The organism is Bacillus sp. LJBS17 (assembly GCF_019334685.1).
Taxonomy (GTDB): Bacteria; Bacillota; Bacilli; order Bacillales; family Bacillaceae; genus Bacillus; species Bacillus subtilis.
In genome coordinates this window covers 352,743-376,260 of the sequence record NZ_CP079759.1, presented here as the reverse complement: position 1 = coordinate 376,260, position 23,518 = coordinate 352,743, and the positions used below count along the sequence as shown (strand labels likewise).

Sequence of the window (23,518 nt, the reverse complement as noted above, 5' to 3'; positions counted from 1 at the left end):
TTAGAAAATTTCCATTAATTTATCCAGCTCATCCAGCGTCAAATCGTCGTCACCAAGATCACTCGGGGTCAGTTCCGTACCGTCTTGAGATAGGCAATGTTCAATGATTCTGAGAAGATGCGCTTTAAAGCTGTCACTGAATGTTTGTACTGTTTTTTCATGAAATTCAAGAGAATGATAGGCCAGTGACATCGTCAGTTTTCCGTTTTCGATATATCCGACAACATCCAGCGCATTCGGTTTTTCTGTTTCAGGGCTTAATGACTGTCCTGACGGCAGCTCTGATCTCGTAAACAAACCTGCATCCGACATTTCGTCAAACTGACCTAAATAGTTGAAGCTGACATCCGGCTGAATCGAGAACGCCACATCTTCTTTATGTTCGGGCGCTGTCAAATAGCGCAGAATGCCGTATCCGACTCCCTTATTCGGCACATGTCTGATATCTTCTTTCATTTGCTTCAGCTGGTAGCCCAGATCATCCGCATGCTTCATATCGAGCACCATTGGGTACATACTTGTAAACCAGCCGACTGTGCGGGAAATGGTCAGGTCTTCTATGATTTCTTCACGTCCATGCCCCTCTAAATGAACACTTACTCGATCTTGACCCGTCCACTCCTTCATTGCCAATCCGAATGCCGTCAGCAAAATATCATTCATTTCTGTGTGATATGCCTCATGCACCTTTGTGGTGAGCTGTTCTGTCTCTTCAGCAGTCAGCGAGAATTCAATTGTCTTTGTATGTTTCATTCGCTGATCACCAGATTCGCGGTCTTTCGGAAGCTTTGCCGCGACAGCTTGTTCTTCAAGCTGTCTCCAATACTCTTTTTCTTTCAAAAAGGCTTTGGAGTTCGCGAAGTCTTGCAATCTCTCTGCATACTCTGCAAATGAATGTGTTTTCTGCGGGAGAACCGGTTCATTGCCTTGCTCAAGCTGTGTATATACTGCGGCGAAATCCTCCAGTAAAATCCGCCACGACACGCCGTCAACCACTAAGTGGTGAATGGCAAGAAGCAAGTGGTCTCCGTCTTCCGCTTGGAACAAGCCTGCTTTTAACAAGCCGCCTTCCTGCAAGTCGATGCTGCTTTGCAAACGCTCCGCTTCTCTCTCTATACGGTCTTCGTAATCTGCAGCTTGGCCCTCAATCTGGATGACCTCCAATTGAGCGGAAGCAGCTTCAAGACCTCTGTTGTATTGAATGACGTCTTCCTGTCCCTCACGGTAGACCATACGGAGCGCGTCATGATGCTCGATCAGCGCCTGCAACGTTTTCTCCACCCGTTCAGGATCAAAGCCCTTCGCGGCGTAAAGCATCACCGATTGGTTCCAGTGGTGCTTGTTCGTGAAGTTCTTTTCAAAGAACCAGCGCTGGATCGGCGTCAGGATGACTTCGCCCTCCACCGGGCCTTGGTCTGCCTGTTTGCCTTCGGCACGCTCTACGTACTGGGTAAGCTCTTCGATCGTCGGGTGCTGGAAGAGATCTTTCATTTCCAGCTTCCAGCCGTGCTGGTTCAAGCGGCTCGCCATTTGAATTCCTTTGATGGAATCTCCGCCAAGCGAGAAGAAATTGTCGGTGACACCGACTTCAGACATTCCAAGCACGTCCTGCCAGATGCCGGCAAGCAGTTCTTCCATGTCGGTCGTCGGCGCTTTGTATTCTCCGCTTCCCGCTTCGATGTCCGGCTCAGGCAAGGCTTTGCGGTCCACTTTGCCGTTTGCCGTAACCGGAAGCTCGTCCAGCGTCACCCAGAACGCCGGGATCATGTAATCCGGCAGGGTTTCCTTCAGTGCTGATTTCAGTGCTTCTATGTCAGCTGATTCCGGGGTGACATACGCCGCGATCGCTGTGTTGCCGCCTTTATCTTTGACAGCTGTCACCGCCGCATCCTGCACCGCAGAAAGCTGGGCGAGCTGGACTTCAATTTCTGAAAGCTCGATCCGGTAGCCGCGGACCTTGACCTGCTGGTCGATCCGGCCGATGTATTCGATGCCGCCGCCCGTCCATTTCACCAAATCGCCGGTGCGGTACATGCGCGCACCCGGCACAAACGGATCAGCGACAAACCGCTTCGCGGTTTCGTCTTCCCGATTCAGATAGCCTCGCGCCAGTCCGCGCCCCGCCACGCAAAGCTCTCCGGCTACGCCTTCCGGCTGCACCTGATTGCCCTCGCCGAGAATGTATACTCTCGTATTGGCAATGGCCCGTCCGATGGAAAGCGAGCCTTCCTCCGGATGGATTTCTGCGCTTGTGGCAACGACCGTGTTTTCTGTCGGCCCGTAGTTGTTGACGAGTGTGTACGGCTTTTTCACTGCGCGCTTCAGCTTGTCTCCTCCGGTGAGCAATACGCGAAGTGATGTGTTCTCAAGCTCCATGAACTGTTCCGCAAGCTGTGTCGGCAGGAACGTGATCGTTACGCCGTTCGTTTCAAAATAATCGTTCAGGCGGACGATATCGAGGCGGATCGCTTCATCAATGACGTGAAGTTCGGCGCCGATCGTCCAGGTCGGGAACATCTCCCAAATGGAAGCGTCGAACCCGAAGCCCGCGTACTTCGCACTGCGGTCCTCCGCTGTCATGCTGAACGCGTCGTGGTGCCAGAAGCACAGGTTCACAAGCGCATGGTGCTCGACCATGACACCCTTCGGCTGTCCGGTCGTTCCAGACGTGTAAATCATGTACGCCAAGTTCTCCGCGGTTACAGCCGTCTCTGGATTTCCCTCGTCGTTTTCATCAAGCGGCAGGCTTAGAATCGTGCGGCTTCCGTCGAGAAGAATGACATCTCCCGTATAGCTGTCCGGCACTGAAATGCCTTCCTGTTTCAAGAGGAGCTTCGCGCCGCTGTCCTGTAAAATATACTCAATCCGCTGATCCGGGTAGTCAGGATCAATCGGCACAAACGCCGCTCCGGCTTTCAAGACGCCGAGCACCGCGGCGGACATTTCAAGCGACGGCTTCGTGAGAATGCCGACGCGGTCATCCGGGCTGATGCCGCAGTCCATCAGAATCCGCGCGAGACGGTTTGCCTTCGCATTCAGCTCGCCGTACGTCCAAGACTGGCCGTTGTATGTGACAGCCGGGCGGTCTTTGTGGCGCTGGACAGTCTCTTCGAATAGCTGATGAACTGTTTTGTCTGTCGGCACAGGCAGCGCCTTGCCCTTCCATGCCTCAAGAAGCGCTTGCTTTTCTGTCTCTGTGACCAGTGACAGGCTGGAAAGCGGCTGGTTCGGGTTATCAGTAACAGCATCTAAAAGCTCCATCCAATATTGCTTCCATCGTTCAATCGTTTCCTGCTTAAACAGAGCTGTATTGTATTCGAGTACGAATGTAAGCCCTCCGTCGGTTTCGTCAGCCGTCAGCGTGAGGTCAAACTTGGCTGTTTTCCGTTCAAACGGATGCGGCTCAAGCTGAATCCCTTTCATTGTTAAATCCTTTATATTCGCATTTTGCATTGAAAAAACTGCATCGAATAACGGATTTCTGCTTGTGTCACGCTGAACCTGAACATTTCCGATCAAGTCCTCAAGTGGGTAATCCTGCGCATCAAAAGCGCTGAGTGCCGTTTCTTTCACTTCGTTAAGATAGTTGGCAAACGTCTTTTCACCCTTCGGATACGTGCGCAACGCCAATGTATTGACGAACATTCCGATGACGCGGCTGACGTCCGCTTGAGATCGTCCGGCCACAGGTGAACCGACGATGATATCGTCTTGCCCGCTAAGTTTTGATAAAAATGCACTGTATGAAGCCAGAAGCACCATGTAAAGCGTGGAATCCGTTTCTTTTGCAAGCCTGCGCAGAGCATCAGCTTTGCCTGCTTCTAATGAAAATGCAATGCGGTCTCCCTCAAATGTTTGAACGGCAGGCCGACTGTAATCAGTCGGAAGCGTCAGCACCGGCAGCTCTCCGTCCAGCTCCTTCAGCCAATGCTCTTCTTGCTTCTTGTAAAGCTCAGACTGAATGAACTGCTGCTGCCACACGGCATAATCCTTATATTGAATACGGAGCGGCTCAAGGGTTTCTCCGTCGTACAGCTTTGAAAGCTCCTCAATCAGCACACCGACAGATGCACCATCAGAAATAATATGATGCATATCGAACAGCAGCACATGCTCAGTGTCTGAATGCTTGATAAGCCCTATTCTGAACAGTGGAAGTTGGTCGATTTTGAAAGGCTTAATAAACTCAGAAACGATCCGCTCTGTCTCTTCTTCCGGGGCTTCGAAATAGGCTATCTCGCACTCAGCCTCTTCCCAGATCCGCTGCACCGTTTCTCCATCTTTTATTTCAAACGTGGTTCTCAAGGCTTCATGACGCTGCATTAACTGCTGCATGACGCTGTTAAGCCTTTCAACATCAAGCTCACCTGTCAGGCGCAGAACCGCTGGCATGTTATAGCTCGTTTGCGCATCCTCAAGCTGCTGAAGCACGTACATCCGTTTTTGCGGTGAAGAAACAGGATACGTATCTTGTTTCTCTGCCGGGCTGATACTTGCGGCTGTCCCTTTTTCAGCAGAGGCAATCACCTGTGCCAAGCCCTCAACCGTCGGTGATTGGAAGAGATCCTTGAGTGACAGCTCAACGCCCAGTTCCTGATGAACCAAGGCAAGCATCTTCATGCCTGCTAATGAATGTCCGCCAATGTCAAAGAAGTGGTCATAAACGCCGACTTGTTCTGCCTGAAGTACCTGTGCCCAAATGTCTGCGACTTTTTGTTCCGTTCCATTGCGTGGCGCAACATATGAAACACCTCTTGAAACGTTGGCATCAGGAATCGGCAGCGCTCTCCGGTCAATTTTTCCGTTCCCTGTCAGCGGCAGCTCGTCCATTTGGATAAATACCGCAGGAACCATATATGCCGGCAAGTCCTTCGCAGCATGCTCTCTCATCTCTTGTGATGAGATGTCTCCCTCTCCGACATAGTAAGCACACAACAGTTTATCTCCCGCTCCTTGATCAACGGCAAGCACAACACTCTCCTGAACACGATCATGGGTTTGCAGCTGATGTTCGATTTCTCCAAGCTCGATGCGCTGTCCGCGAATCTTCACCTGATGGTCGATTCGCCCGATAAATTCGATGTCGCCATTCGGCAGCCATCTCGCAAGGTCTCCCGTTTTATACATGCGTTCGCCGGATGTAAACGGATGGGGAACAAATTTCTCCTCAGTCAGTTCTGGACGGTTGTAATAGCCTTTCACGAGTCCTTCGCCGCTGACGCAAAGCTCTCCGGCAATCCCGGCAGGCTGCACGTGTCCCGTACGGTCAAGAATGTATACTTCCGTATTGCTGACCGGTTTTCCAATCGGAACAGACAGCGTGTGCTCCTCCAATTCATCAACCGGATGATACGTCGCGAAAACCGTGCTTTCAGACGGTCCATACATGTGAAGGAGCTTGCCCTTTCCAACCGTTTGCAAAGCTTTTCTGACATGCTCAACCGAGGCCCGTTCCCCGCCAAACATAATCTTGCGAAGCGTTGACAAGCATGCCGGATTCAAGTCCACAAGCAAGTGGAACAAAGCGGTTGTAATCATGAGAATGCTGATGTTCTCCCGTTCAATGACGCGGGACAGGCGAGCCATGTCCAAAACGGTTTCCTTCGGTATCAGCACCAGCTTGGCTCCGTTTAACAAAGAGCCGAACATATCGAACATAAACGCGTCAAACACGTAATTGGAAAGACCGAGAATCGTATCCTGTTCTGTAATGCTGAGATAATTCGTTTCCTTCACCGTGCGGAGGATATTGGCATGTGTCACGATATTCCCCTTAGGTGTTCCAGTCGTTCCGGAAGTATACGTCAGGTTGGCCATTGCTGCAGAATCAAGAGGCAGTGCGAGATTTCGCGCATCGGCATGATAGCTTTCTTCCTCATCGGCTAGCACGATAACGCCCTTAAATTCCGCTTCTTCCGCCAAAGCCTTTAATTTCCTCTGAGTGAGAAGCACCTTTGCTCCGCTGTCACGGAAGAAATGCTGCATCCGCTGAATCGGATGTTCCGGATCGATCGGAACATAAGCCGAACCTGATTTTAATACTGCCAAGATCGACACAATCATATCCATTGACCGCTCGCATAAGACAGCCGCAGTTCTGCCTTCGCCAGCTCCAAGAGAAAGAATGCCGCGGGCTAAACGATTGGCCCGTTCATTCAGTTCACGATAAGTGAGTGATTCGCCTTCATATTGAAGCGCAGTGTGGTCTGGCGTATTCGCCGCTTGCTCCTCGAACAGCTGAACAATTGTTTTATCTTTAGGATAAGGTGTTCTGCCCGGGTTAAACTGCTGAATTTGCGAAGCGGCCTCCTCTTCAGAAAGAAGCTTATACTCAGAAATCGGCTTCTCTGGATCAGCCGCAGCATCTTCAAGCAAACGCGTAAAATGCGTAAGCAGCCTGTTTGCCGTGCTTTGTTTAAACAGCTTTGTGCTGTAATCCAAATCAAGCTCAATGCCTTCATCGATTTCTCTCGCCTGCACCGTCAAATCAAATTTGGCAATCTTGAAATTGGTCTCATGAACAGACAAGGACAGATCGCCGACAGCCGGAATGCCCTCTGTCGCGTTTTGAAGGCTGAACATCGTGTCAAACAGCGGATGCCTGCTAACATCACGCGGGATGTTCAAATCTTCAACAAGCCACTCAAACGGATAGTCCTGATGAGAAAAGGCATTCAGCACCCGTTTGCGGACACGCGAGATCAATTGGGTAAACGTCTCGTCCTGCTTCACCTCACTGCGAATCGCAAGCGTATTGACGAACATCCCGATAATGCCCTCTGTATCGGAGTGATTTCTGCCCGCTGACGGTGTCCCGACAATGATGTCATCCTGTCCCGTATACTTTGACAAAAGCGTATAGTAAGCGGACAGCATCACCATATATAAAGTGGCGCCGTTTTGTTCAGCCAAACGATTGAGGCGATCCTTTACCCCCGCATCCAGCTTGATTGACACCCGATCCCCTTCAAAGCTTTGAACAGGTGGTCTTGGGTAATCGGACAGAAGCTGAAGCACCGGGAGCTCGCCTGCAAAGACTTCCTTCCAATAAGCCTGGTCCTTCTTGTACCCTTCAGCAGCCTGTCTGCTTTGCCATACAGCGTAGTCCTTATACTGGAGACGAAGCTCAGGAAGCTGTTCGCCTTTATAAATGCGTGCTAACTCCTCCAGCATAATGCCAATCGATACACCGTCAGAAATCAAGTGGTGCATGTCAAACAGCAGCATATGACGGTTCTCTTCAAGCCCCAGCAAACCGATTCTGAACAGCGGAGCTTTCGCCAAATCAAATGTCCGAACGAATGAAGTCATAATTGCCTCATCTGAGCGGCCGCCTCTTTCAATCATTTCGATGTTGAAATCAACGCTATCGTGAATGTTCTGTCTCGGCGTGCTGTTTTCAAGAACAAATGACGTTCTCAAAGACTCGTGGCGTCGGATTAACCCCTGAAATGCGCGCTCCAGCTTTTGAATATCTAAAGGCCCTTCCAGAATTGCTGCCGCAGGCATGTTGTAGCCGACTCCTGCATCCTCGAATTGGCTGACGATATATGTTCGCTGCTGTGCCAATGAAAGCGGGTAATGCTCCTGTTTTTCAGCAGGTTCAATCACCGAAAATGCCCGGCTTTCTCTGTGATCAGCTTCCTCTGCAAGAGCCGCAATCGTCGGATGCTCAAACAAAAATTGAAGCGGAATCTCGATGCCTGTTTCCTTATGAATCTTTGTTAAAAGGGTCATGGCCTTCAATGAATGCCCGCCCGTTTCAAAGAAATTGTCAAAAATCCCCGCCTTCTCAACGTTCAGCACGTCCTGCCAAATGGCTGCGATTGCTTTTTCAGTCTCATTTCGCGGCGCTGTATAGGCAGTGCCGCTGACAGCCTTCACCTCTAGTGCAAACAGCTTGCGGCGGTCGACTTTGCCGCTTGGCGTAAGCGGAATTTCTGTCACTTCTGTAAAGTAAGCCGGCACCATATAGTCAGGAAGCTGTCTGGCCGCATGCTCCCTCAAACCGGCTGGCGCAAATTCGCTTCCAGGCTTCTGCACAACATATGCGCAAACCTCAAGATTTCCCTGTTCGTCAGGGCGTGCCAAAACAACGGCTTTTGCAACGTCTGGCGCCTGCTGAATCACGGCTTCAATTTCCCCAAGCTCAATCCGGTATCCGCGGACTTTGACCTGGTCGTCCTCTCTGCCTAAATATTCGATTGTTCCATCTGGAAGCCAGCGCACCACATCCCCGGTCCGGTACATGCGATCGCCCGGCACGAATGGATCTTGTAAAAACTTTTCTTCCGTTAATTCAGGCAAATGCAAATAGCCTCGGCCCACACCGTCTCCCGCGATATAAAGCTCGCCCGCCACGCCTTCAGGCTGCAGCCGGCCTTTTTGATCCAAAATATATAAGCGATTGTTCCCCAGCGCTTTCCCGATCGGCACATACGCTGATTGAACTGCACTCTCAGGGATAACCGGATGAACAGACGCGTCAACGCACGTTTCAGTCGGCCCGTACACATTGGTCAAACGCGGCGCTGTGCCGGCTTCTTTAAACAGCTTCAGCAGCTTGTCCGCAACAACAGATGACAGGCCTTCTCCTCCGATCAGCATGTGCTTCAGTTTTAGGCCTTCAAAATCGCCTGCTGCTGCCAGCATTTGCAAATGAGCAGGTGTTCCATCCGTCGCCTCAATGCTGTTTCTCCGATAATATGCAGCAAGGGCGGCCCCGTTCGTCACTGTTTTCTTCGGTACGATATAAAGGGTTTGTCCCAAAAGAAGCGACGCGAAGATCTGCTTCACTGACGCATCGAAGTGGAACGGCGCAAGCAATGCCATCCGCAGGGTTTGGCTGCCGCTTTGATAAATCGTCTGCTGCAGAGATTCAACCAAATGATGAACCTGGCGATGCTCGATCATAACGCCTTTCGGGCGTCCGGTTGTTCCCGATGTGTAAATAATGTAGGCAAGGTTCCGTGCGTTCACATCTGCATTCAGGCTTTCCTCTGCACCTTCCGCAATCGCCTGATCTAAGTCAACCAGCTCAGCATCGGCTTCAGGCGCCGCAACCTTCGATTCAGTCAGGATGAAGTCCGCCCCGCAGTCCTCCAAAATATATTGAATGCGCTCAGCAGGAAAACCCGGATCAATCGGCACATAGGCTCCGCCGGCTTTTAAAATCCCCATGATAGCTGTAATCATCCGTTCAGAACGTTCAATCAAAACCGCAACAGGACTGTCCGGGCCAACCCCTTTCTGTTTCAGCACATTGGCGATGTGTGCGGATTGTTCATGTAACATTCGATAGGACAATGTACGACCTTCAAATACAACCGCTGGATGATCTGAAAGCTGCTCAGCCTTTTCTTGGAACAGTTCCGGGATCGTCATGTCCTTACGGTAGCTCACAGATTCACCGCCGGCCCTCGCAAGCAGCTTCTCTTTCTCCGCATCAGAAATCATCGTTAATTCATCAATTGTATGTTCTGGATGCGTTAACGCGTTCTCCAGCATCGTAATCATGCGCTCACAAATCATGTTGATTTCTTCACGTGAAAATAAATCAGTGCGGTAATCAAAATCTATGGTGAGTTTCCCAGTATCCCATCGATCCTTCACATGGATCGAGACATCATTTAATCCGCTGCCGCTGAAAATCGGCTCAGTCAAAAAGGCAAGGTCCTCTTCTTTTTGCCACTGCATCACCTGATATTCAAGAGAAACAGTAAACAGCTTGGTCAGAGAGCTCTTTGTTTCACGCAAATCGTTGATCAGGAGATTATACGGGTACTTTTGGTGGCGGAGTGTCTTCATGAGATCCTTCATCCGGTCTTTTACAAATTCTGAAAACGCCTGCCCGCCGTCAATGTTTGTCCGAAGCGGAACCGTAGAAACAAACATGCCAAGCATCTGCTTCTCTTTCGCATTTGTCCGATTGCCCATAAAGGTTCCCGTCACAACATCATTCTGGCCGCTGACCCTGTACAAATAGGCGGCGAGCAGCGATTGAAATACCGAAAGAACACTGACTTTATTCGCCTCACAAAACGACAGAATCTGCTGATGAAGCGCTTCAGGCACATCTTTAGAGAACCTCTCAGCATCTAAACTTCCCCCTGCGGATGCATTCCGTTTCAGGGAAACAAGTTCAGGCACCGATTCAAATTGCTTGTTCCAAAACGCCTTGTCCTTTTCAAACCGCTTCGATTGAGCATAGTCCTGTTCAGATAAAACATGATCTATAAATGAATGCGAGATTCCTTCTTTTGTCTCTGAGCCGCTGGCTAATTCTAAATAAATGTGCATGATCGCATTCCCGAGAATATTCATGGAGATACCATCAGAAATCACGTGATGAACATTTGCGTAAAACCACACTTCATTTTCCTTTATGGTGAACAAGGAAAAACGGAACAAATCACAATCGTACAACGGCAACGGTTTCTTCGTTTCCTCCCGGCTCCATTGTGAAATAAACTCTATCGCATTCGGATCTTCAGTAGTGTCAGTATGTTTTATATCAACAGGCCGATACTCGCTAATATATTGAACAGGCTCCCCATTTTCATCTAGCCGCAACCGAAGGCGCATGGCGTCATTTCTGCGAATAAACTCTTGAATCGCCTGCTCAACAAGCACATAATCAATCGCATCAGCTGAAACCAGCTTACCAATCCCCGCAAGATTTGAAATGCTCGTGTGAGGATAAAATTTTTCTGTGTACCAAATTCGTTTTTGTGCATCCGTTAAAGGGTAAAAAGTTATTTCCATATTGTCATACCTCCCCTAATCTTTATAAGCAGTGAACATGTGCAACGCATTTTCTCTTTCTTATCCATATCAGCTTTTAATTCTTATGAACTAACAGCCGAAATAGCCCAAAGTACTACACTGAAAAAGCAGAGCTTCCAAACAAAAAAACAGATTGCCGCTATAAAAACGGGCAGCCGTCAGTCAGCATTACGGCGTTTAACATAAGCGGATAAAGACCGCAAGATCCCCTATCCTAATAGGAAACAATTTTGGCTATTTATTCATTGTTTTCAATATTTTTTATCTTACTACCGTTCACTTTAAATGAAAAAAATGTTTTTATCACCGAAAAATGGGTGAAAAGTTTCATGCGGTATGCCGAAAGATTCCAGTTTATTTACAGGGATATTTTTGCGGGATGCCGCAATCATTTCCACTAAACATTATTTACAGAAAAATAAAAATTTTTAAACCGAACTGCTGCGTTCAATCTTTTTTTATTGCTGACTGCAATTTACAATCTTTACATGACTATGTGTACCGCGCAAAAACCGAAAAAAAGGCAAAAAAAAGACACCCTTGCGAAGAGCGTCTTACAACGATTCTTTCATGACATTTTTGTCGATATCAATCAATTCCATATAGCCTTTCCCCCACTCATACATGGCTTCAAGAATAGGCATGAGGCTTTCTCCGTGCGGGGTCAGAGAATATTCAACCTTCGGCGGGACAACCGGATACACTTCCCTGTGAACAATCATATCCTGCTCAAGCTCTCTCAGCTGATTCACGAGGATCTTCTGCGTAATATCAGGAATCAATGTTTTTAATTCATTGAACCGTTTTGTGCCTTCTTTTCCTAAATGCCACAAAATGAGCATTTTCCATTTACCGCCAATCACTGCAAGCGTTAATTCCTTCTCACAATTAAACCTTTTGTCGTCCATCCGGCTCAATAGAATCCCCCCTTAGTAACCTTTTTGTATGTTTGATACGTATCATCACTTACTTACTTTTTTGCAGACTCTTTTTTCATTATACTCACTCATAAAATCAAGCGAAAGAAATCTGATTGCCTCTCCTCACAGTATCCTCCAAGTAACTTGTTGACTTCAAAGTGCCTACTTCTCAACAAAAGAGGGAACCTATAGAATGAACAATAATTCGAAAAAGGGAGTGGATCAACAATGGAATTACAGCTTGCATTAGACCTCGTCAACATTCCAGAAGCCATTGAGCTTGTCAAAGAGGTAGAACAATACATCGACGTAGTTGAAATCGGAACACCGGTCGTCATTAATGAAGGCCTAAGAGCCGTTAAAGAAATAAAAGAAGCATTTCCTCAATTGAAGGTTCTTGCAGACCTGAAAATCATGGATGCCGGAGGCTACGAAATTATGAAAGCGTCGGAAGCAGGCGCTGACATCATCACCGTTTTAGGGGCTACAGACGACGCAACGATTAAAGGCGCAGTAGAAGAAGCCAAAAAACAAAAGAAGAAAATCTTAGTGGACATGATTAACGTGAAAGATATCGAGACCCGTGCGCAAGAAATTGACGCACTCGGTGTTGACTACATCTGCGTCCACACTGGCTATGATCTTCAAGCAGAGGGCAAGAACTCTTTCGAAGAATTAACGACAATCAAAAACACCGTAAAAAACGCAAAAACCGCAATCGCGGGCGGCATCAAACTTGATACACTACCAGAAGTGATCCAGCAAAAGCCTGACCTTGTCATTGTCGGGGGCGGAATTACAAGCGCAGCTGATAAAGCGGAAACAGCTTCAAAAATGAAGCAGCTGATTGCCCAAGGATAACTCCGATGAAAACGACTGAATACGTAGCGGAAATTCTCAATGAGTTACACCGTTCAGCAGCTTATATTTCTAATGAAGAGGCTGACCAGCTTGCCGATCACATTCTTTCATCCCACCAAATTTTCACTGCGGGTGCGGGGCGGTCTGGCCTGATGGCAAAATCCTTCGCGATGAGATTGATGCACATGGGCTTCAACGCCCATATAGTAGGTGAGATTCTCACTCCGCCGCTCGCCGAAGGAGATCTAGTTATTATCGGCTCAGGATCAGGCGAGACAAAGAGCTTGATTCATACCGCAGCAAAAGCAAAAAGCTTACACGGAATTGTTGCCGCTTTAACCATCAATCCGGAATCAAGCATCGGAAAACAAGCGGACCTCATCATCAGAATGCCTGGTTCTCCTAAAGATCAGTCAAACGGAAGCTATAAAACCATTCAGCCAATGGGAACATTATTTGAACAAACTTTGCTGCTATTTTATGATGCAGTGATTTTAAAACTCATGGAGAAAAAAGCACTCGATTCTGAAACTATGTTCACTCACCACGCAAACCTTGAATAGCATCACACAACCGGCCTGAAAATCAGGCCGGTTTTATTTTTTAAAAATAAAACTTTAAACCCAAAAACCCGATAAGTAATATGACCTATAAATCATAAAAGGAGGAATTATGTTGATAAAACGATTTAAGATGAAGCTAGGAACTAAAATTCTTTGCCTCGTTTTCGTGGTGATTCTTTTGTTTTCGGCATCAGTTGGCACTGTGATGCTTAAAGAAATTACAGAAAGCATGAAACAAATGGCAACTGAAAAAGCGAAAGGTGATCTCGCTTTAAGCAGCACATATATTGATGATGTCATGTCAGGCGACTGGCAGGTGAAAAACAATAAGCTCTATAAAGGGCAAACACAAATCAATGGAAATGAAGATATTGTTGATCTGCTTGGTGAAAAAACAGGTGATACCATTACCATTTTCCAAGGCGATACTCGTGTTGCAACCAATGTCATGAAGAATGGCGAAAGAGCTGTCGGCACCCAGGCTTCTTCTGAAGTTATTGCCGCTGTTTTAAAGAAAGGAAAGCGTTTTTACGGACAAGCAGATGTAGCAGGTTCTTCTTATCAGACTGCATACATGCCGTTAAAAGATCAAAATGGGAACATCATCGGCATGCTGTATACCGGAGCTAATCAAAGTATTTTAGCATCACTTACACAATCACTTTTCACTCAATTCGCTATCGTTCTTGTTATCGTCATTATAGTATCAGTCATCCTTGTTTTGGTTTTCACCAGAAAAATCAACAAGCGGCTGAACGCTTTAAAAAGCGCCTTTGAAAGTGCCGGAAACGGAGATATGACAATAGAGGTGTCAGACAAAACCGGTGACGAGCTTTCAGAACTAAGCGTCTATTATAATAAGATGAGAATGAAGCTGAACGATACCATACAAACCGTACAACAATCAGCCCTTCAGCTTGCGTCAGCCTCTCAGCAGCTCTCAGCCGGAGCAGAGGAAACAAATCAAGCTTCAGAAAAAATCACAGAAGCTGTACAGCAGATTGCAAATGGAGCCCAAGATCAGATCACCCGAATTGAAAACAGTGAAAGCTCTTTAAAACAAGCTTCAGCAGACATCCGGGATATTTCTGCAAATACTGCCGCTATCGCTGACAAAGGGCAGCTCGCGCAATCAAAAGCAGACATTGGACAAAAGGAAATTGCAAATGTACAGGCGCAAATGGATGCGATTCACCAGTCAATTCAGAAAAGCGGAGAAATCATACACCAGTTAGACGGCCGCTCTAAACAAATTGAGCAAATTTTATCGGTCATCACCCAAATTGCCGATCAGACAAACCTGCTTGCGCTGAATGCAGCAATTGAAGCTGCCAGAGCCGGTGAACAAGGAAAAGGCTTTGCTGTTGTTGCTGATGAAGTACGTAAATTAGCGGAAGAGTCTCAACAGTCTGCGGGACAGATTTCAAAACTGATCATAGAAATACAAAAGGATATGAATCGGTCTGCAAGATCTGTTGAGCATGTGAAAACAGAAGCTGCAGAAGGAGTCACCATGATCCAGCGCACCAGAGATGCATTTAAGGAAATTGCAGCTGCAACAGGTGAAATCAGCGCCGAGATTAGTGATTTATCAGCATCTGTAACAAACATTTCAGCCAGTGCACATCATATAAATGATTCCTTTGCAGCCAATACGGCCGACATTAAAGAATCTACTAAAAATACCCGGCAAGCGGCTGCATTAACAGAGGAGCAATTTGCTGCAATGGAGGAGATTACCGCAGCTTCTGAAACACTTTCTCAATTAGCTGAGGAGCTTACCGGTATCATAAGCCAATTTAAAATGATTAATCAAGCCGAAAACGGCTGATGACTTACTATCATTATTGTAAATTGGCAATCGTATTTTGCTGAAAACAAATATTTCGATCTGCTAAAATTACGATTTCTGCAATAAACTGAGCGTAAAACATAAAATTTAAACCTTTACACCAAATGCTTTCTGGATTACTCTTGTGTCAGTTTTAAAAGCGGGAGGTGAACATCACGACGGACATCATAAAAACAATACTTCTCGTCATCGTCATCATAGCAGCTGCAGCTGTCGGCCTGATAAAAGGAGACTTTTTCTCAGCTGATCAAAAAACGTCTCAAACGAAAGAATATGATGAAACAATCGCCTTCCCTTCTGACCGTTATCCCGAAACGGCCAAGCATATTAAGGATGCGATAAATGAGGGGCACTCAGAGGTGTGCACTATCGACAGAGACGGAGCTGAGGAACGCCGCGAGCAATCATTAAAGGACGTACCTTCCAAAAAGGGGTATGACAGAGATGAATGGCCAATGGCCATGTGCAAAGAAGGCGGTGAGGGAGCTTCTGTAGAATACATTACTCCCGCTGACAACCGCGGAGCAGGCTCTTGGGTCGGGCATCAGCTTACCGATTACCCAGACGGCACAAAGGTTTTATTCACAATTCAGTAAACAGTACATAGAGGAGGAACAGCACATTGATCAAATCATGGAAGCCGCAAGAACTTTCGATTTCATATCATCAATTTACTGTATTTCAAAAGGATTCTACACCTCCTGTAATGGATTGGACTGACGAAGCGATTGAAAAAGGATATGCTGCGGCAGACGGAGCCATTTCCTTTGAGGCACAGCGAAATACAAAGGCCTTTATTCTTTTGCGCCTGAACAGTTCAGAAACAGTAAGCTCCTACGAAAAAAAAGTGACTGTTCCTTTTCATGTCACAGAAAACGGAATTCATATTGAAAGCATCATGTCTAAAAGACTGTCCTTTGATCTGCCTAAAGGAGACTATCAATTGACATGCTGGACTGTGCCGGCTGAAATGTCAGATTTGCACGCCGACACTTATATTATTGATGCTGTTTCTGTGTAATGAAAAACCCCTGAGAGAATAACTCTCAGGGACTCTTTATAAACTTTCTCCGTTTGTCTTGATGACATCTTGATACCAATAAAAGCTTTTTTTCTTCAAGCGTTTTAAATCGGATGTGCTTTCTTCATCACGATTGACATATACAAATCCGTATCTTTTTTGGTAGCCGTTCAGCCAGCTTAACAGATCAGTAAACGACCAGCTGCAATAGCCGATTAAATCGACACCGTCACTGATGGCTTGTCTGCATTGCTCAAGATGCGAACGCAAATAATCAATTCGATAATCATCCTGTACAGTGCCGTCCTCAACTTTATCAAATTCACCCAAACCGTTCTCTGTTATAAACACTGGAAGCTGATAGCGGCTTGTTATTCGGCGAAGACCGATACGCAGCCCAATTGGGTCAATTGTCCAATCCCAGTTGCTCGTTGTCAGATGCGGATTTTTTTTCGTTTTGAACACTCCGGGTATCCCCGTCTCTTGATTGGTTCCCTTTTGGCCTGTCGTATTCATTTTCCCTTCTGACACACCATCAAGCGGATTTCGTTCATAGGTGATCGTCTGATAATAATTGACACCTACAAAATCAGGCTTCCCTTTGGCGAGCAGGTCCATATCCTCTGCTTCAATTGTCGGCGCCCATCCCTGTTTTTCCAAGTAGCGGAATGGAATTTGCGGGTAGGTTCCCCAGCAATACATGTCAAGCCACCAATTGTTCGTAAATTCTTCGGCGTTTTCAAATGCCAGTATATCCTCTGGATGGCTTGATAAAGGGTAAGCCGGAGAATAAGCAAAGCTAGGACCTATTTTGCCTTCAGGCACATATTCTCTAAATGATTCGATGGCTTTTGCATTAGCCAGAAACGCAATATGGTTTGCTTCGTAAAATCGTTTTCTGTCTTTCACTCCAGGCGGATGCATGGCTGTAATAAATCCGTGATTAAAATTGTAGTTCTGTTCGTTTAACGTAACCCAATATTTCACCCTGTCTCCAAAACGTTTATAAAGAGTAATACAGTAGTGATTAAAATCCTCTATGATGTTTCTGGATTCAAACCCGCCGTATTCGTCCATAAGCGCTTGAGGCAAATCCCAGTGATATAAAGTCAGAACCGGCTCGATGTGATGAGAAAGCAATTCATCAATCAGTCTATCGTAAAACGCTAGACCTGCTTCATTGATCTCTCCTTTTCCTTTTGGAAAAACCCGTGGCCAGCTGACGGAAAATCGATATGCTTTTAACCCCATCTCAGCCATCAGAGCGACATCTTCTTTAAATCGGTGATAATGGTCAACCGCAATGTCGCCATTGGTTCCTTTAAACGTTTTGCCCGGTATTTTCGTAAACACATCCCAAACAGAAGGGCCTTTGCCATCTTCATTCCAAGCGCCTTCAATCTGGTACGCTGCAGAAGCAGAGCCCCACAAAAAATGTTTCGGAAAAGATTCTGGATGCCGGTGGATCATAGTGTTTATCACTCCTGAATTATTTGATAAACCTATCATAGGCTATGAAACGCGTTTCATATCAACTCGATGTTAGTCTCGGAACAGCTCAGCTAATATTTTTTCTCTTTGTCCAAGAAAATATCGTGTTAATTGAACATGCTCTGTATTCTCATATTCAATATGATGTATTCTTCCACCATCAAAGCTTAAAATATTAGCATTGGGATAGCCCAGTAGGATTGGGGAGTGAGTCGCAATGATCATCTGTACATTTCCGCCCTTCACCAAATCATGTATAACTCTCAAAAAAGCTAATTGTCTAGCTGGAGAAAGTGCTGCTTCTGGCTCATCTAAAAGGTAAATCGCTTTCTCTTTAAAACGATGACGGAATAGAGACATAAAGGACTCTCCATGTGATTGATTGTGTAGCGGCCTCCCTCCATAGGAACGGTATGGCTGAGGAGCATCTAGTTCCATCTCATCCAGATGAAGAGAAAGATGATAAAACGATTCAGCCCTTAAGAAGAAGCCATTTGTTACCTTTGGAAGCCAAGATAAACGTATATAATCTCCTAAATGGGAATCTGACTCCCGTAATTCATAGACATTATTTCGGCTTCCGCCCGCTGTATTGAATTCACACTTATCTGCTATCGCTTCAAGCAAAGTAGATTTTCCAGATCCATTTTCCCCCACAAAAAAAGTCACTTGGCTAGTAAATAAGATGTCATTTAATTGACTTATAGCCGGGATAGTAAAAGGAAATCTGTCAAAGTCCAAAATCTTATCTCGAAGAAGAGTAACCTTTTTTAAAAACATAGCATCTCCTTTCTATACTCAGTTAAATAATATATTGAGAAAGATCTTCTGCATCCATAAAAACATAGCCCATCCTAGTATTCCAACACATAATGCAAACCAAAACGGCACATGAATTTTCAGCAAAAAAGCCAAAATAGCTAGTAAACAAACTGTAGCTGGGATTCCTGTAAGCACACCAGATGCAAATTGACTTAATTGAGCTGTTTTTTCACCTTGTATTTGCATCCAAAAAAGGCTTAATAAACTGACCAAGGGCAAAGCAGCAATGATGCCGCCATAGGTCGGATGTCTTTTTGATATTTCAGTAACAAAACCGATAATCAACGCAGAGATGATTACTTTACTTAAAACTGCCATTGTTTAGCTTCCCTACTTAAAAGTTCAAATGCCTGTTCAAGTAATTTCTTTTCTGATGTGCTCATTCGTTCAATTATTTCTTTTAATTTCTCTTTATCTAGCTGTGTATGCTGTTCAAGAACAGATCTTCCTTCTTGTGTTAAGAAAACTAAAACTTTTCGTTCATCCTGTTGACTTCGCCGTTTAGCTATAAATCCCTTTTGAATCAAACGTTTAGTATGCTCTGACGCTGTATTGTGAGAGACAGACAAGTATTCAGCCAAAGCTCCTATTGTCGCCTCACCTTGCTTTTCAATATGCTGCATAATCCGTATTGCCTGGTGAGAAATATTATCTTTATGTTGATAATGTAATAAATAATAAATATCTGTCCACTGCTGATTAAGTTTAGAGATTAAATCCATTTCCATCATTATACACCCCATTTACATCTTATTATAAGATATAATCAACTAAAGCGATATATTTTTTTGGAAAATTCATTCAGTAACTTTTAACAATAAAAAAGCACCCAATTCCCATTGGATGCTTACCATTTTAATGTCTTTTTTCAAATTTATGCGGATGAGGATGGTGCTTTGGAACAAAGCCGTTTTGTTTCATCATTTCAAAGTGTTTGTCCAAGTGATTTTTGATGTGTTCTCCTCTTTCTTTAGGCAGGACACCATATTGTACATACTTTGAGATCACGTCTTTGCGCTTTTTAAGAATCTCTGCTTCCAGTTGTTCAATCTCTTTCTTTTGCTGATCTGTCAGTGTAACATTTGCGGGAGGCTGCTGCTGTTTTTCAACGGCCTCAGCTGTACCGGTCAGAGAAATGACAGCCGCTGCAATGAACATTGTGATGATGTTGATGGTTATTCGTTTCATCCAGTTTATTCCTCCAATCTATTTTTCATATGTTTTGCTGCCTTGTATTTTTTATGCATAAAACTAAAAAGAGCGAACCATTATTCGCTCTTTCTAATCTCTTCGTCAGCATTAAGTTCTTCTTCACCTGGCGTCGCATAAGTGACATACGTTCCCGCGATTAAATCATGCAGGGTCCGTTTGTCTTCTCGTACGGCAATCAGAATCAGGCTGGCGATCAAGCCGAGTCCGAAGGTTATAACGTAAACCAGGCCGGCTACCATAACCCGTAAAAACATTGTTAACAAGCTGACTTGTGATCCGTCTTTTTTTACGATTCTGATTCCGCAGATTCTTTTTCCGATAAGGTAGCCGCGCCAAAACACCGGCAGCAAAATAGAGTACAGCAGAACAACCAAACTGATGAACATGCTGTCATTCGGGTCTTTTCCTGTAATCAGCCAATAGATCAGCAAAAGAGGCACGGAGACTATAATGTAGTCTAACAATGCAGCTCCAAGTCTGATCCAAAATCCGGCTGGTTTGTAAATGTTCATTTGACTCCCCCATTATGGTTTAAATGTTTCCATTTTCTTTCTCATCGAATATATCATATGCCTTAGGGGCATCAGCAAGACTTAAATTTATTCTGAAGATCGATTTCATGCTTCTTGACCATTTCTTACGGTATTGGCATAGAGGAATAACTGATCTTCTGCATCCATCACGTCCACATGTGTTTCCTTGGTACGTCTGGCATTCATCCTTGGACAACTCCTTTTTTCATCACCTCTTCCCTTCATAGACGCTTTTAAACACCCACCTATGCTTTTTGTATACACAATTCGAACTTTTTGAAAACGTCATCAACATATTGCAACCCCTTATGTTCAATGCTATCTTTTTAGTTGATTAACAGATTGGGGGAACTATAGGTGAAATCATTCATGCATTCCAAAGCCGTTATATTCAGTTTCACAATGGCTTTCTTTCTTATATTGGCAGCCTGTTCCGGCAAAAATGAAGCCGATTCCAAGGATACAGGCTGGGAGCAAATCAAGGACAAAGGGAAAATCGTAGTCGCTACATCAGGTACGCTTTATCCCACTTCTTATCATGATACCGACTCTGGCTCCGATAAGCTGACGGGCTACGAGGTTGAAGTCGTTCGTGAAGCGGCAAAACGCCTGGGACTGAAGGTTGAGTTCAAGGAGATGGGCATTGACGGGATGCTGACAGCGGTGAACAGCGGACAGGTTGACGCAGCCGCGAATGACATCGATGTGACGAAGGACCGCGAGAAGAAGTTCGCATTTTCTACTCCATATAAATATTCATACGGTACGGCAATTGTCCGAAAAGACGATTTATCAGGGATTAAAACGCTTAAGGATTTAAAAGGGAAGAAAGCGGCTGGCGCGGCTACAACCGTCTACATGGAGGTCGCGAGAAAATACGGCGCCAAAGAAGTGATTTATGATAATGCGACGAATGAGCAATATTTAAAAGATGTTGCCAACGGACGCACTGACGTCATTTTAAACGACTATTACCTGCAGACACTTGCGCTCGCGGCATTCCCGGATCTCAACATTACAATTCATCCTGACATCAAGTACATGCCGAACAAACAGGCCCTTGTCATGAAAAAAAGCAATGCGGCACTTCAGAAAAAGATGAACGAAACATTGAAAGAGATGAGCAAGGATGGCTCTTTGACTAAACTGTCGAAACAATTCTTCAATAAAGCAGATGTATCAAAAAAAATTGATGCCGACGTTCAGGACGTTGATTTGTAATCGGACGCCATGATCAATAGCATTCAATGGGAATATATTTTCAACACGAAGCTGGCTATTGAATCGTTCCCTTATGTCATAAAAGGCATTGGGTATACACTGCTCATCTCTTTTGTAAGCATGTTTGCGGGAACTGTGATCGGCCTGTTCATATCACTCGCCAGAATGTCAAAGCTTGCTTTGTTAAGATGGCCGGCGAAGCTCTATATCTCATTTATGCGGGGCGTTCCGATTTTGGTGATTTTGTTTATCCTTTATTTCGGGTTTCCTTATATCGGCATTGAATTTTCCGCTGTCACGGCTGCTTTAATCGGCTTTAGCCTAAACAGCGCCGCCTACATTGCGGAAATTAACCGTTCAGCCATTTCATCCGTCGAAAAAGGACAGTGGGAAGCCGCATCCTCGCTGGGTCTTTCCTATTGGCAGACGATGAGAGGCATCATTTTGCCGCAATCGATACGTATTGCGCTGCCTCCGCTTGCCAATGTATTGCTCGACTTAATCAAGGCGTCCTCTCTCGCTGCGATGATTACAGTGCCGGAATTGCTCCAGCATGCGAAAATCATCGGGGGCAGAGAGTTTGATTATATGACCATGTATATTCTGACCGCTCTCATTTATTGGGCCATCTGCTCCATTGCCGCGGTCTTTCAGAATATCCTTGAGAAAAAATACGCTCATTATGTTTAAACAAACGTTTCATTAAAAAAAGCCGTTCCCCATGGGACGGCTTTTTTTCTATTGATTCAGCTTCCATTTAAACGGGTCCTCAAACAGCGACCAGTCGGAATCAAATTCATATTCAGTCAGCAGGCATTGATCAAGCTCTTTCGTAATCGCTTCTTCATCCAGGTCAGTTCCGATAAAAACTAGCTGCGTTAGGCGGTCACCGAACTCCGGGTCCCACTCCTCCAGGATTTCCGGCTCCTGCTGTTTGACTTGCTCCTGCTCAAGCTTCGGCAGCGCCGCCACCCAATAAGATACAGGCTCAATCGTAACCGACGGACCTGCTTGCGACATCAGCAAAGCAAGGTTGTTATGAGATGCGCACCAGACGATTCCTTTGGCACGTACCACGTTCTTTGGCATTTGATCCAACCAACGGTAAAATCGTGTAGAATGAAACGGCAAACGTCTCTTATATACAAATGAAGAGATACCGTATTCTTCTGTTTCCGGGGTGTGTTCCGCATGGCCTGCCGTCAGCTCTTGAATCCAGCCGGCCGATCCGCTCGCTTCCTCGAAGTTAAATAACCCTGTATGCAAAATCTCCTGCGGTTTTACATTTCCTTTGACGGAACGAATGAACCTGGCTCTTGGCTGCAGTTTACGAAGAACGTTTTCAAGCTGTTCGAGCTCTTGCTCGCTGACCAAATCACATTTATTTAAGATCAGTACATCGCAAAACTCAATTTGATCGATCAAGAGGTCGGCGATTTCTCTTCCATCCTCTTCCCCCAATGCTTCTTTGCGGTCCAGAAGGCTTTCACCTGACTGATAATCATGCCAAAAACGGTTGGCATCAACCACTGTCACCATCGTATCCAGCTGACAAAATTTTGTAAGATCGATTCCCATCTCTTCATCGATATAAGAGAAAGTCTGGGCCACCGGGATCGGTTCGCTGATTCCTGTTGATTCGATGACGATATAATCAAACCGTCCGTCTTTTGCCAGCTTCTCAACTTCAATTAATAAGTCTTCGCGAAGCGTGCAGCAAATGCAGCCGTTTGACATTTCCACAAGCTTTTCATCTGTTCTGGAAAGACCCCCTTCCTGCTTGACCAAGCCCGCGTCAATGTTCACCTCGCTCATATCGTTTACGATAACCGCTATTTTCAAGCCTTCGCGATTTTGCAGAATGCTGTTCAGCAATGTTGTTTTTCCCGCACCTAGATAACCGCTCAGTACGGTAACCGGAATTTTTTTCATAATAGTGCCTCCATTAAAATAGAATGATTACGATTTAAATTGAATACTTCGCCGTATGTACAATGGTGTAGAGCAGCTATTCGCGCTTATTTCTCGCTGCCGCCCGATTTCTAAATCAGTAAAGGCTCCAACCGCGTTTAATCCTTTTCCCCATCGCAAATCCTTGCCGACATTCGAAAAACCGCAGCTTGCATAAAGCAATTGCTCCACTTGCGTTGCTGAACCGATGGAAAGCGCAAACATCTCATCAGAAAGTAGCTTGGGTTTCGTTTCAAGTTTTCAAGAGACGCTTCATGGGGATCAAT

18 protein-coding genes are annotated in these 23,518 nt (G+C 45.6%); 7 read left to right on the top strand and 11 right to left on the bottom strand.

Annotation, left to right across the window (positions count from 1 at the left end; translation table 11 throughout):
- Positions 1-10,764 carry a surfactin non-ribosomal peptide synthetase SrfAA gene (gene srfAA, locus KXZ66_RS01950; RefSeq protein WP_154302942.1) on the bottom strand — a complete coding sequence of 3,588 codons (10,764 nt, stop codon included), beginning with the start codon at positions 10,762-10,764 and terminating at the stop codon, positions 1-3.
- A 575-nt stretch (positions 10,765-11,339) separates the two neighbouring features.
- Positions 11,340-11,702, bottom strand: coding sequence for a transcriptional activator HxlR (gene hxlR, locus KXZ66_RS01945; RefSeq protein WP_003246265.1), 363 nt, complete (start codon positions 11,700-11,702; stop codon positions 11,340-11,342).
- A gap of 231 nt (positions 11,703-11,933) precedes the next feature.
- On the opposite strand from hxlR, the gene hxlA reads away from it, so the two are divergent.
- The 5 genes from hxlA (at position 11,934) to nin (ending at position 16,002) form a co-directional block, all read left to right on the top strand.
- Positions 11,934-12,566 carry a 3-hexulose-6-phosphate synthase gene (hxlA, locus tag KXZ66_RS01940; protein ID WP_041850680.1) on the top strand — a complete coding sequence of 211 codons (633 nt, stop codon included), beginning with the start codon at positions 11,934-11,936 and terminating at the stop codon, positions 12,564-12,566.
- 5 nt (positions 12,567-12,571) lie between these two features.
- Complete coding sequence (hxlB, locus tag KXZ66_RS01935; RefSeq protein ID WP_041850679.1) at positions 12,572-13,129, top strand: 6-phospho-3-hexuloisomerase; 558 nt, start codon at positions 12,572-12,574, stop codon at positions 13,127-13,129.
- 109 nt (positions 13,130-13,238) lie between these two features.
- Entirely contained in the window at positions 13,239-14,960 is a 1,722-nt protein-coding gene (tlpC, locus tag KXZ66_RS01930; protein ID WP_103803501.1) for a methyl-accepting chemotaxis protein TlpC, read from the top strand.
- 167 nt (positions 14,961-15,127) lie between these two features.
- A complete protein-coding gene (gene nucA, locus KXZ66_RS01925; RefSeq protein ID WP_124073423.1) occupies positions 15,128-15,577 on the top strand; it encodes a DNA-entry nuclease in 450 nt (149 codons plus the stop codon).
- A 26-nt stretch (positions 15,578-15,603) separates the two neighbouring features.
- Complete coding sequence (gene nin / locus KXZ66_RS01920; protein ID WP_015715226.1) at positions 15,604-16,002, top strand: DNA-entry nuclease inhibitor; 399 nt, start codon at positions 15,604-15,606, stop codon at positions 16,000-16,002.
- Positions 16,003-16,038: 36 nt separating this feature from the next.
- Here nin and bglC read toward each other — a convergent pair whose 3' ends face one another.
- The 7 genes from bglC to KXZ66_RS01885 all read right to left on the bottom strand — a co-directional run bounded on the left by bglC (position 16,039) and on the right by KXZ66_RS01885 (position 20,256).
- Entirely contained in the window at positions 16,039-17,472 is a 1,434-nt protein-coding gene (bglC, locus tag KXZ66_RS01915; RefSeq protein WP_038828490.1) for a 6-phospho-beta-glucosidase, read from the bottom strand.
- Between the two features lie 72 nt (positions 17,473-17,544).
- Entirely contained in the window at positions 17,545-18,273 is a 729-nt protein-coding gene (locus KXZ66_RS01910; protein ID WP_021481826.1) for an AAA family ATPase, read from the bottom strand.
- 18 nt (positions 18,274-18,291) lie between these two features.
- A complete protein-coding gene (locus KXZ66_RS01905; protein ID WP_032724911.1) occupies positions 18,292-18,633 on the bottom strand; it encodes a DUF3147 family protein in 342 nt (113 codons plus the stop codon).
- Entirely contained in the window at positions 18,621-19,043 is a 423-nt protein-coding gene (locus tag KXZ66_RS01900) for a MarR family winged helix-turn-helix transcriptional regulator (protein WP_170939093.1), read from the bottom strand. The genes KXZ66_RS01905 and KXZ66_RS01900 overlap by 13 nt, the downstream gene beginning before the upstream one ends.
- 127 nt (positions 19,044-19,170) lie before the next feature.
- Positions 19,171-19,503 (bottom strand): YckD family protein, encoded by a 333-nt coding sequence (locus KXZ66_RS01895; RefSeq protein WP_032724908.1) that lies wholly within the window; start codon positions 19,501-19,503, stop codon positions 19,171-19,173.
- An 80-nt stretch (positions 19,504-19,583) separates the two neighbouring features.
- Positions 19,584-20,039 carry an RDD family protein gene (locus KXZ66_RS01890; RefSeq protein ID WP_049140212.1) on the bottom strand — a complete coding sequence of 152 codons (456 nt, stop codon included), beginning with the start codon at positions 20,037-20,039 and terminating at the stop codon, positions 19,584-19,586.
- A gap of 19 nt (positions 20,040-20,058) precedes the next feature.
- On the bottom strand, positions 20,059-20,256 hold the full coding sequence (locus KXZ66_RS01885; RefSeq protein WP_122060560.1) for a hypothetical protein: 198 nt from the start codon (positions 20,254-20,256) through the stop codon (positions 20,059-20,061).
- Positions 20,257-20,417: 161 nt separating this feature from the next.
- On the opposite strand from KXZ66_RS01885, the gene KXZ66_RS01880 reads away from it, so the two are divergent.
- Together KXZ66_RS01880 and KXZ66_RS01875 are read left to right on the top strand one after the other, a co-directional pair.
- A complete protein-coding gene (locus tag KXZ66_RS01880) occupies positions 20,418-21,281 on the top strand; it encodes a transporter substrate-binding domain-containing protein (protein WP_072173917.1) in 864 nt (287 codons plus the stop codon).
- Between the two features lie 9 nt (positions 21,282-21,290).
- Entirely contained in the window at positions 21,291-21,971 is a 681-nt protein-coding gene (locus KXZ66_RS01875; protein WP_003234624.1) for an amino acid ABC transporter permease, read from the top strand.
- Between the two features lie 48 nt (positions 21,972-22,019).
- On the opposite strand, the gene zinU is transcribed toward KXZ66_RS01875, so the two are convergent.
- Both zinU and KXZ66_RS01865 read right to left on the bottom strand, forming a co-directional pair.
- Positions 22,020-23,213 carry a zinc metallochaperone ZinU gene (gene zinU, locus KXZ66_RS01870; RefSeq protein WP_032724904.1) on the bottom strand — a complete coding sequence of 398 codons (1,194 nt, stop codon included), beginning with the start codon at positions 23,211-23,213 and terminating at the stop codon, positions 22,020-22,022.
- A gap of 27 nt (positions 23,214-23,240) precedes the next feature.
- Positions 23,241-23,456: a hypothetical protein gene (locus KXZ66_RS01865; RefSeq protein ID WP_250620097.1), complete on the bottom strand. Its 216-nt coding sequence runs from the start codon at positions 23,454-23,456 to the stop codon at positions 23,241-23,243.
- Positions 23,457-23,518: the final 62 nt, after the last annotated feature.

What these genes read in the sequence shown, in the direction of transcription:
- srfAA (WP_154302942.1), bottom strand. Translation starts at nt 10,764, where the DNA reads ATGGAAATAACTTTTTACCCTTTAACGGATGCACAAAAACGAATTTGG.
- hxlA (WP_041850680.1), top strand. Translation starts at nt 11,934, where the DNA reads ATGGAATTACAGCTTGCATTAGACCTCGTCAACATTCCAGAAGCCATT.
- hxlB (WP_041850679.1), top strand. Translation starts at nt 12,572, where the DNA reads ATGAAAACGACTGAATACGTAGCGGAAATTCTCAATGAGTTACACCGT.
- tlpC (WP_103803501.1), top strand. Translation starts at nt 13,239, where the DNA reads ATGTTGATAAAACGATTTAAGATGAAGCTAGGAACTAAAATTCTTTGC.
- bglC (WP_038828490.1), bottom strand. Translation starts at nt 17,472, where the DNA reads ATGATCCACCGGCATCCAGAATCTTTTCCGAAACATTTTTTGTGGGGC.
- KXZ66_RS01910 (WP_021481826.1), bottom strand. Translation starts at nt 18,273, where the DNA reads ATGTTTTTAAAAAAGGTTACTCTTCTTCGAGATAAGATTTTGGACTTT.
- KXZ66_RS01905 (WP_032724911.1), bottom strand. Translation starts at nt 18,633, where the DNA reads ATGGCAGTTTTAAGTAAAGTAATCATCTCTGCGTTGATTATCGGTTTT.
- KXZ66_RS01900 (WP_170939093.1), bottom strand. Translation starts at nt 19,043, where the DNA reads ATGGAAATGGATTTAATCTCTAAACTTAATCAGCAGTGGACAGATATT.
- KXZ66_RS01895 (WP_032724908.1), bottom strand. Translation starts at nt 19,503, where the DNA reads ATGAAACGAATAACCATCAACATCATCACAATGTTCATTGCAGCGGCT.
- KXZ66_RS01890 (WP_049140212.1), bottom strand. Translation starts at nt 20,039, where the DNA reads ATGAACATTTACAAACCAGCCGGATTTTGGATCAGACTTGGAGCTGCA.
- KXZ66_RS01875 (WP_003234624.1), top strand. Translation starts at nt 21,291, where the DNA reads ATGATCAATAGCATTCAATGGGAATATATTTTCAACACGAAGCTGGCT.
- zinU (WP_032724904.1), bottom strand. Translation starts at nt 23,213, where the DNA reads ATGAAAAAAATTCCGGTTACCGTACTGAGCGGTTATCTAGGTGCGGGA.
- KXZ66_RS01865 (WP_250620097.1), bottom strand. Translation starts at nt 23,456, where the DNA reads ATGTTTGCGCTTTCCATCGGTTCAGCAACGCAAGTGGAGCAATTGCTT.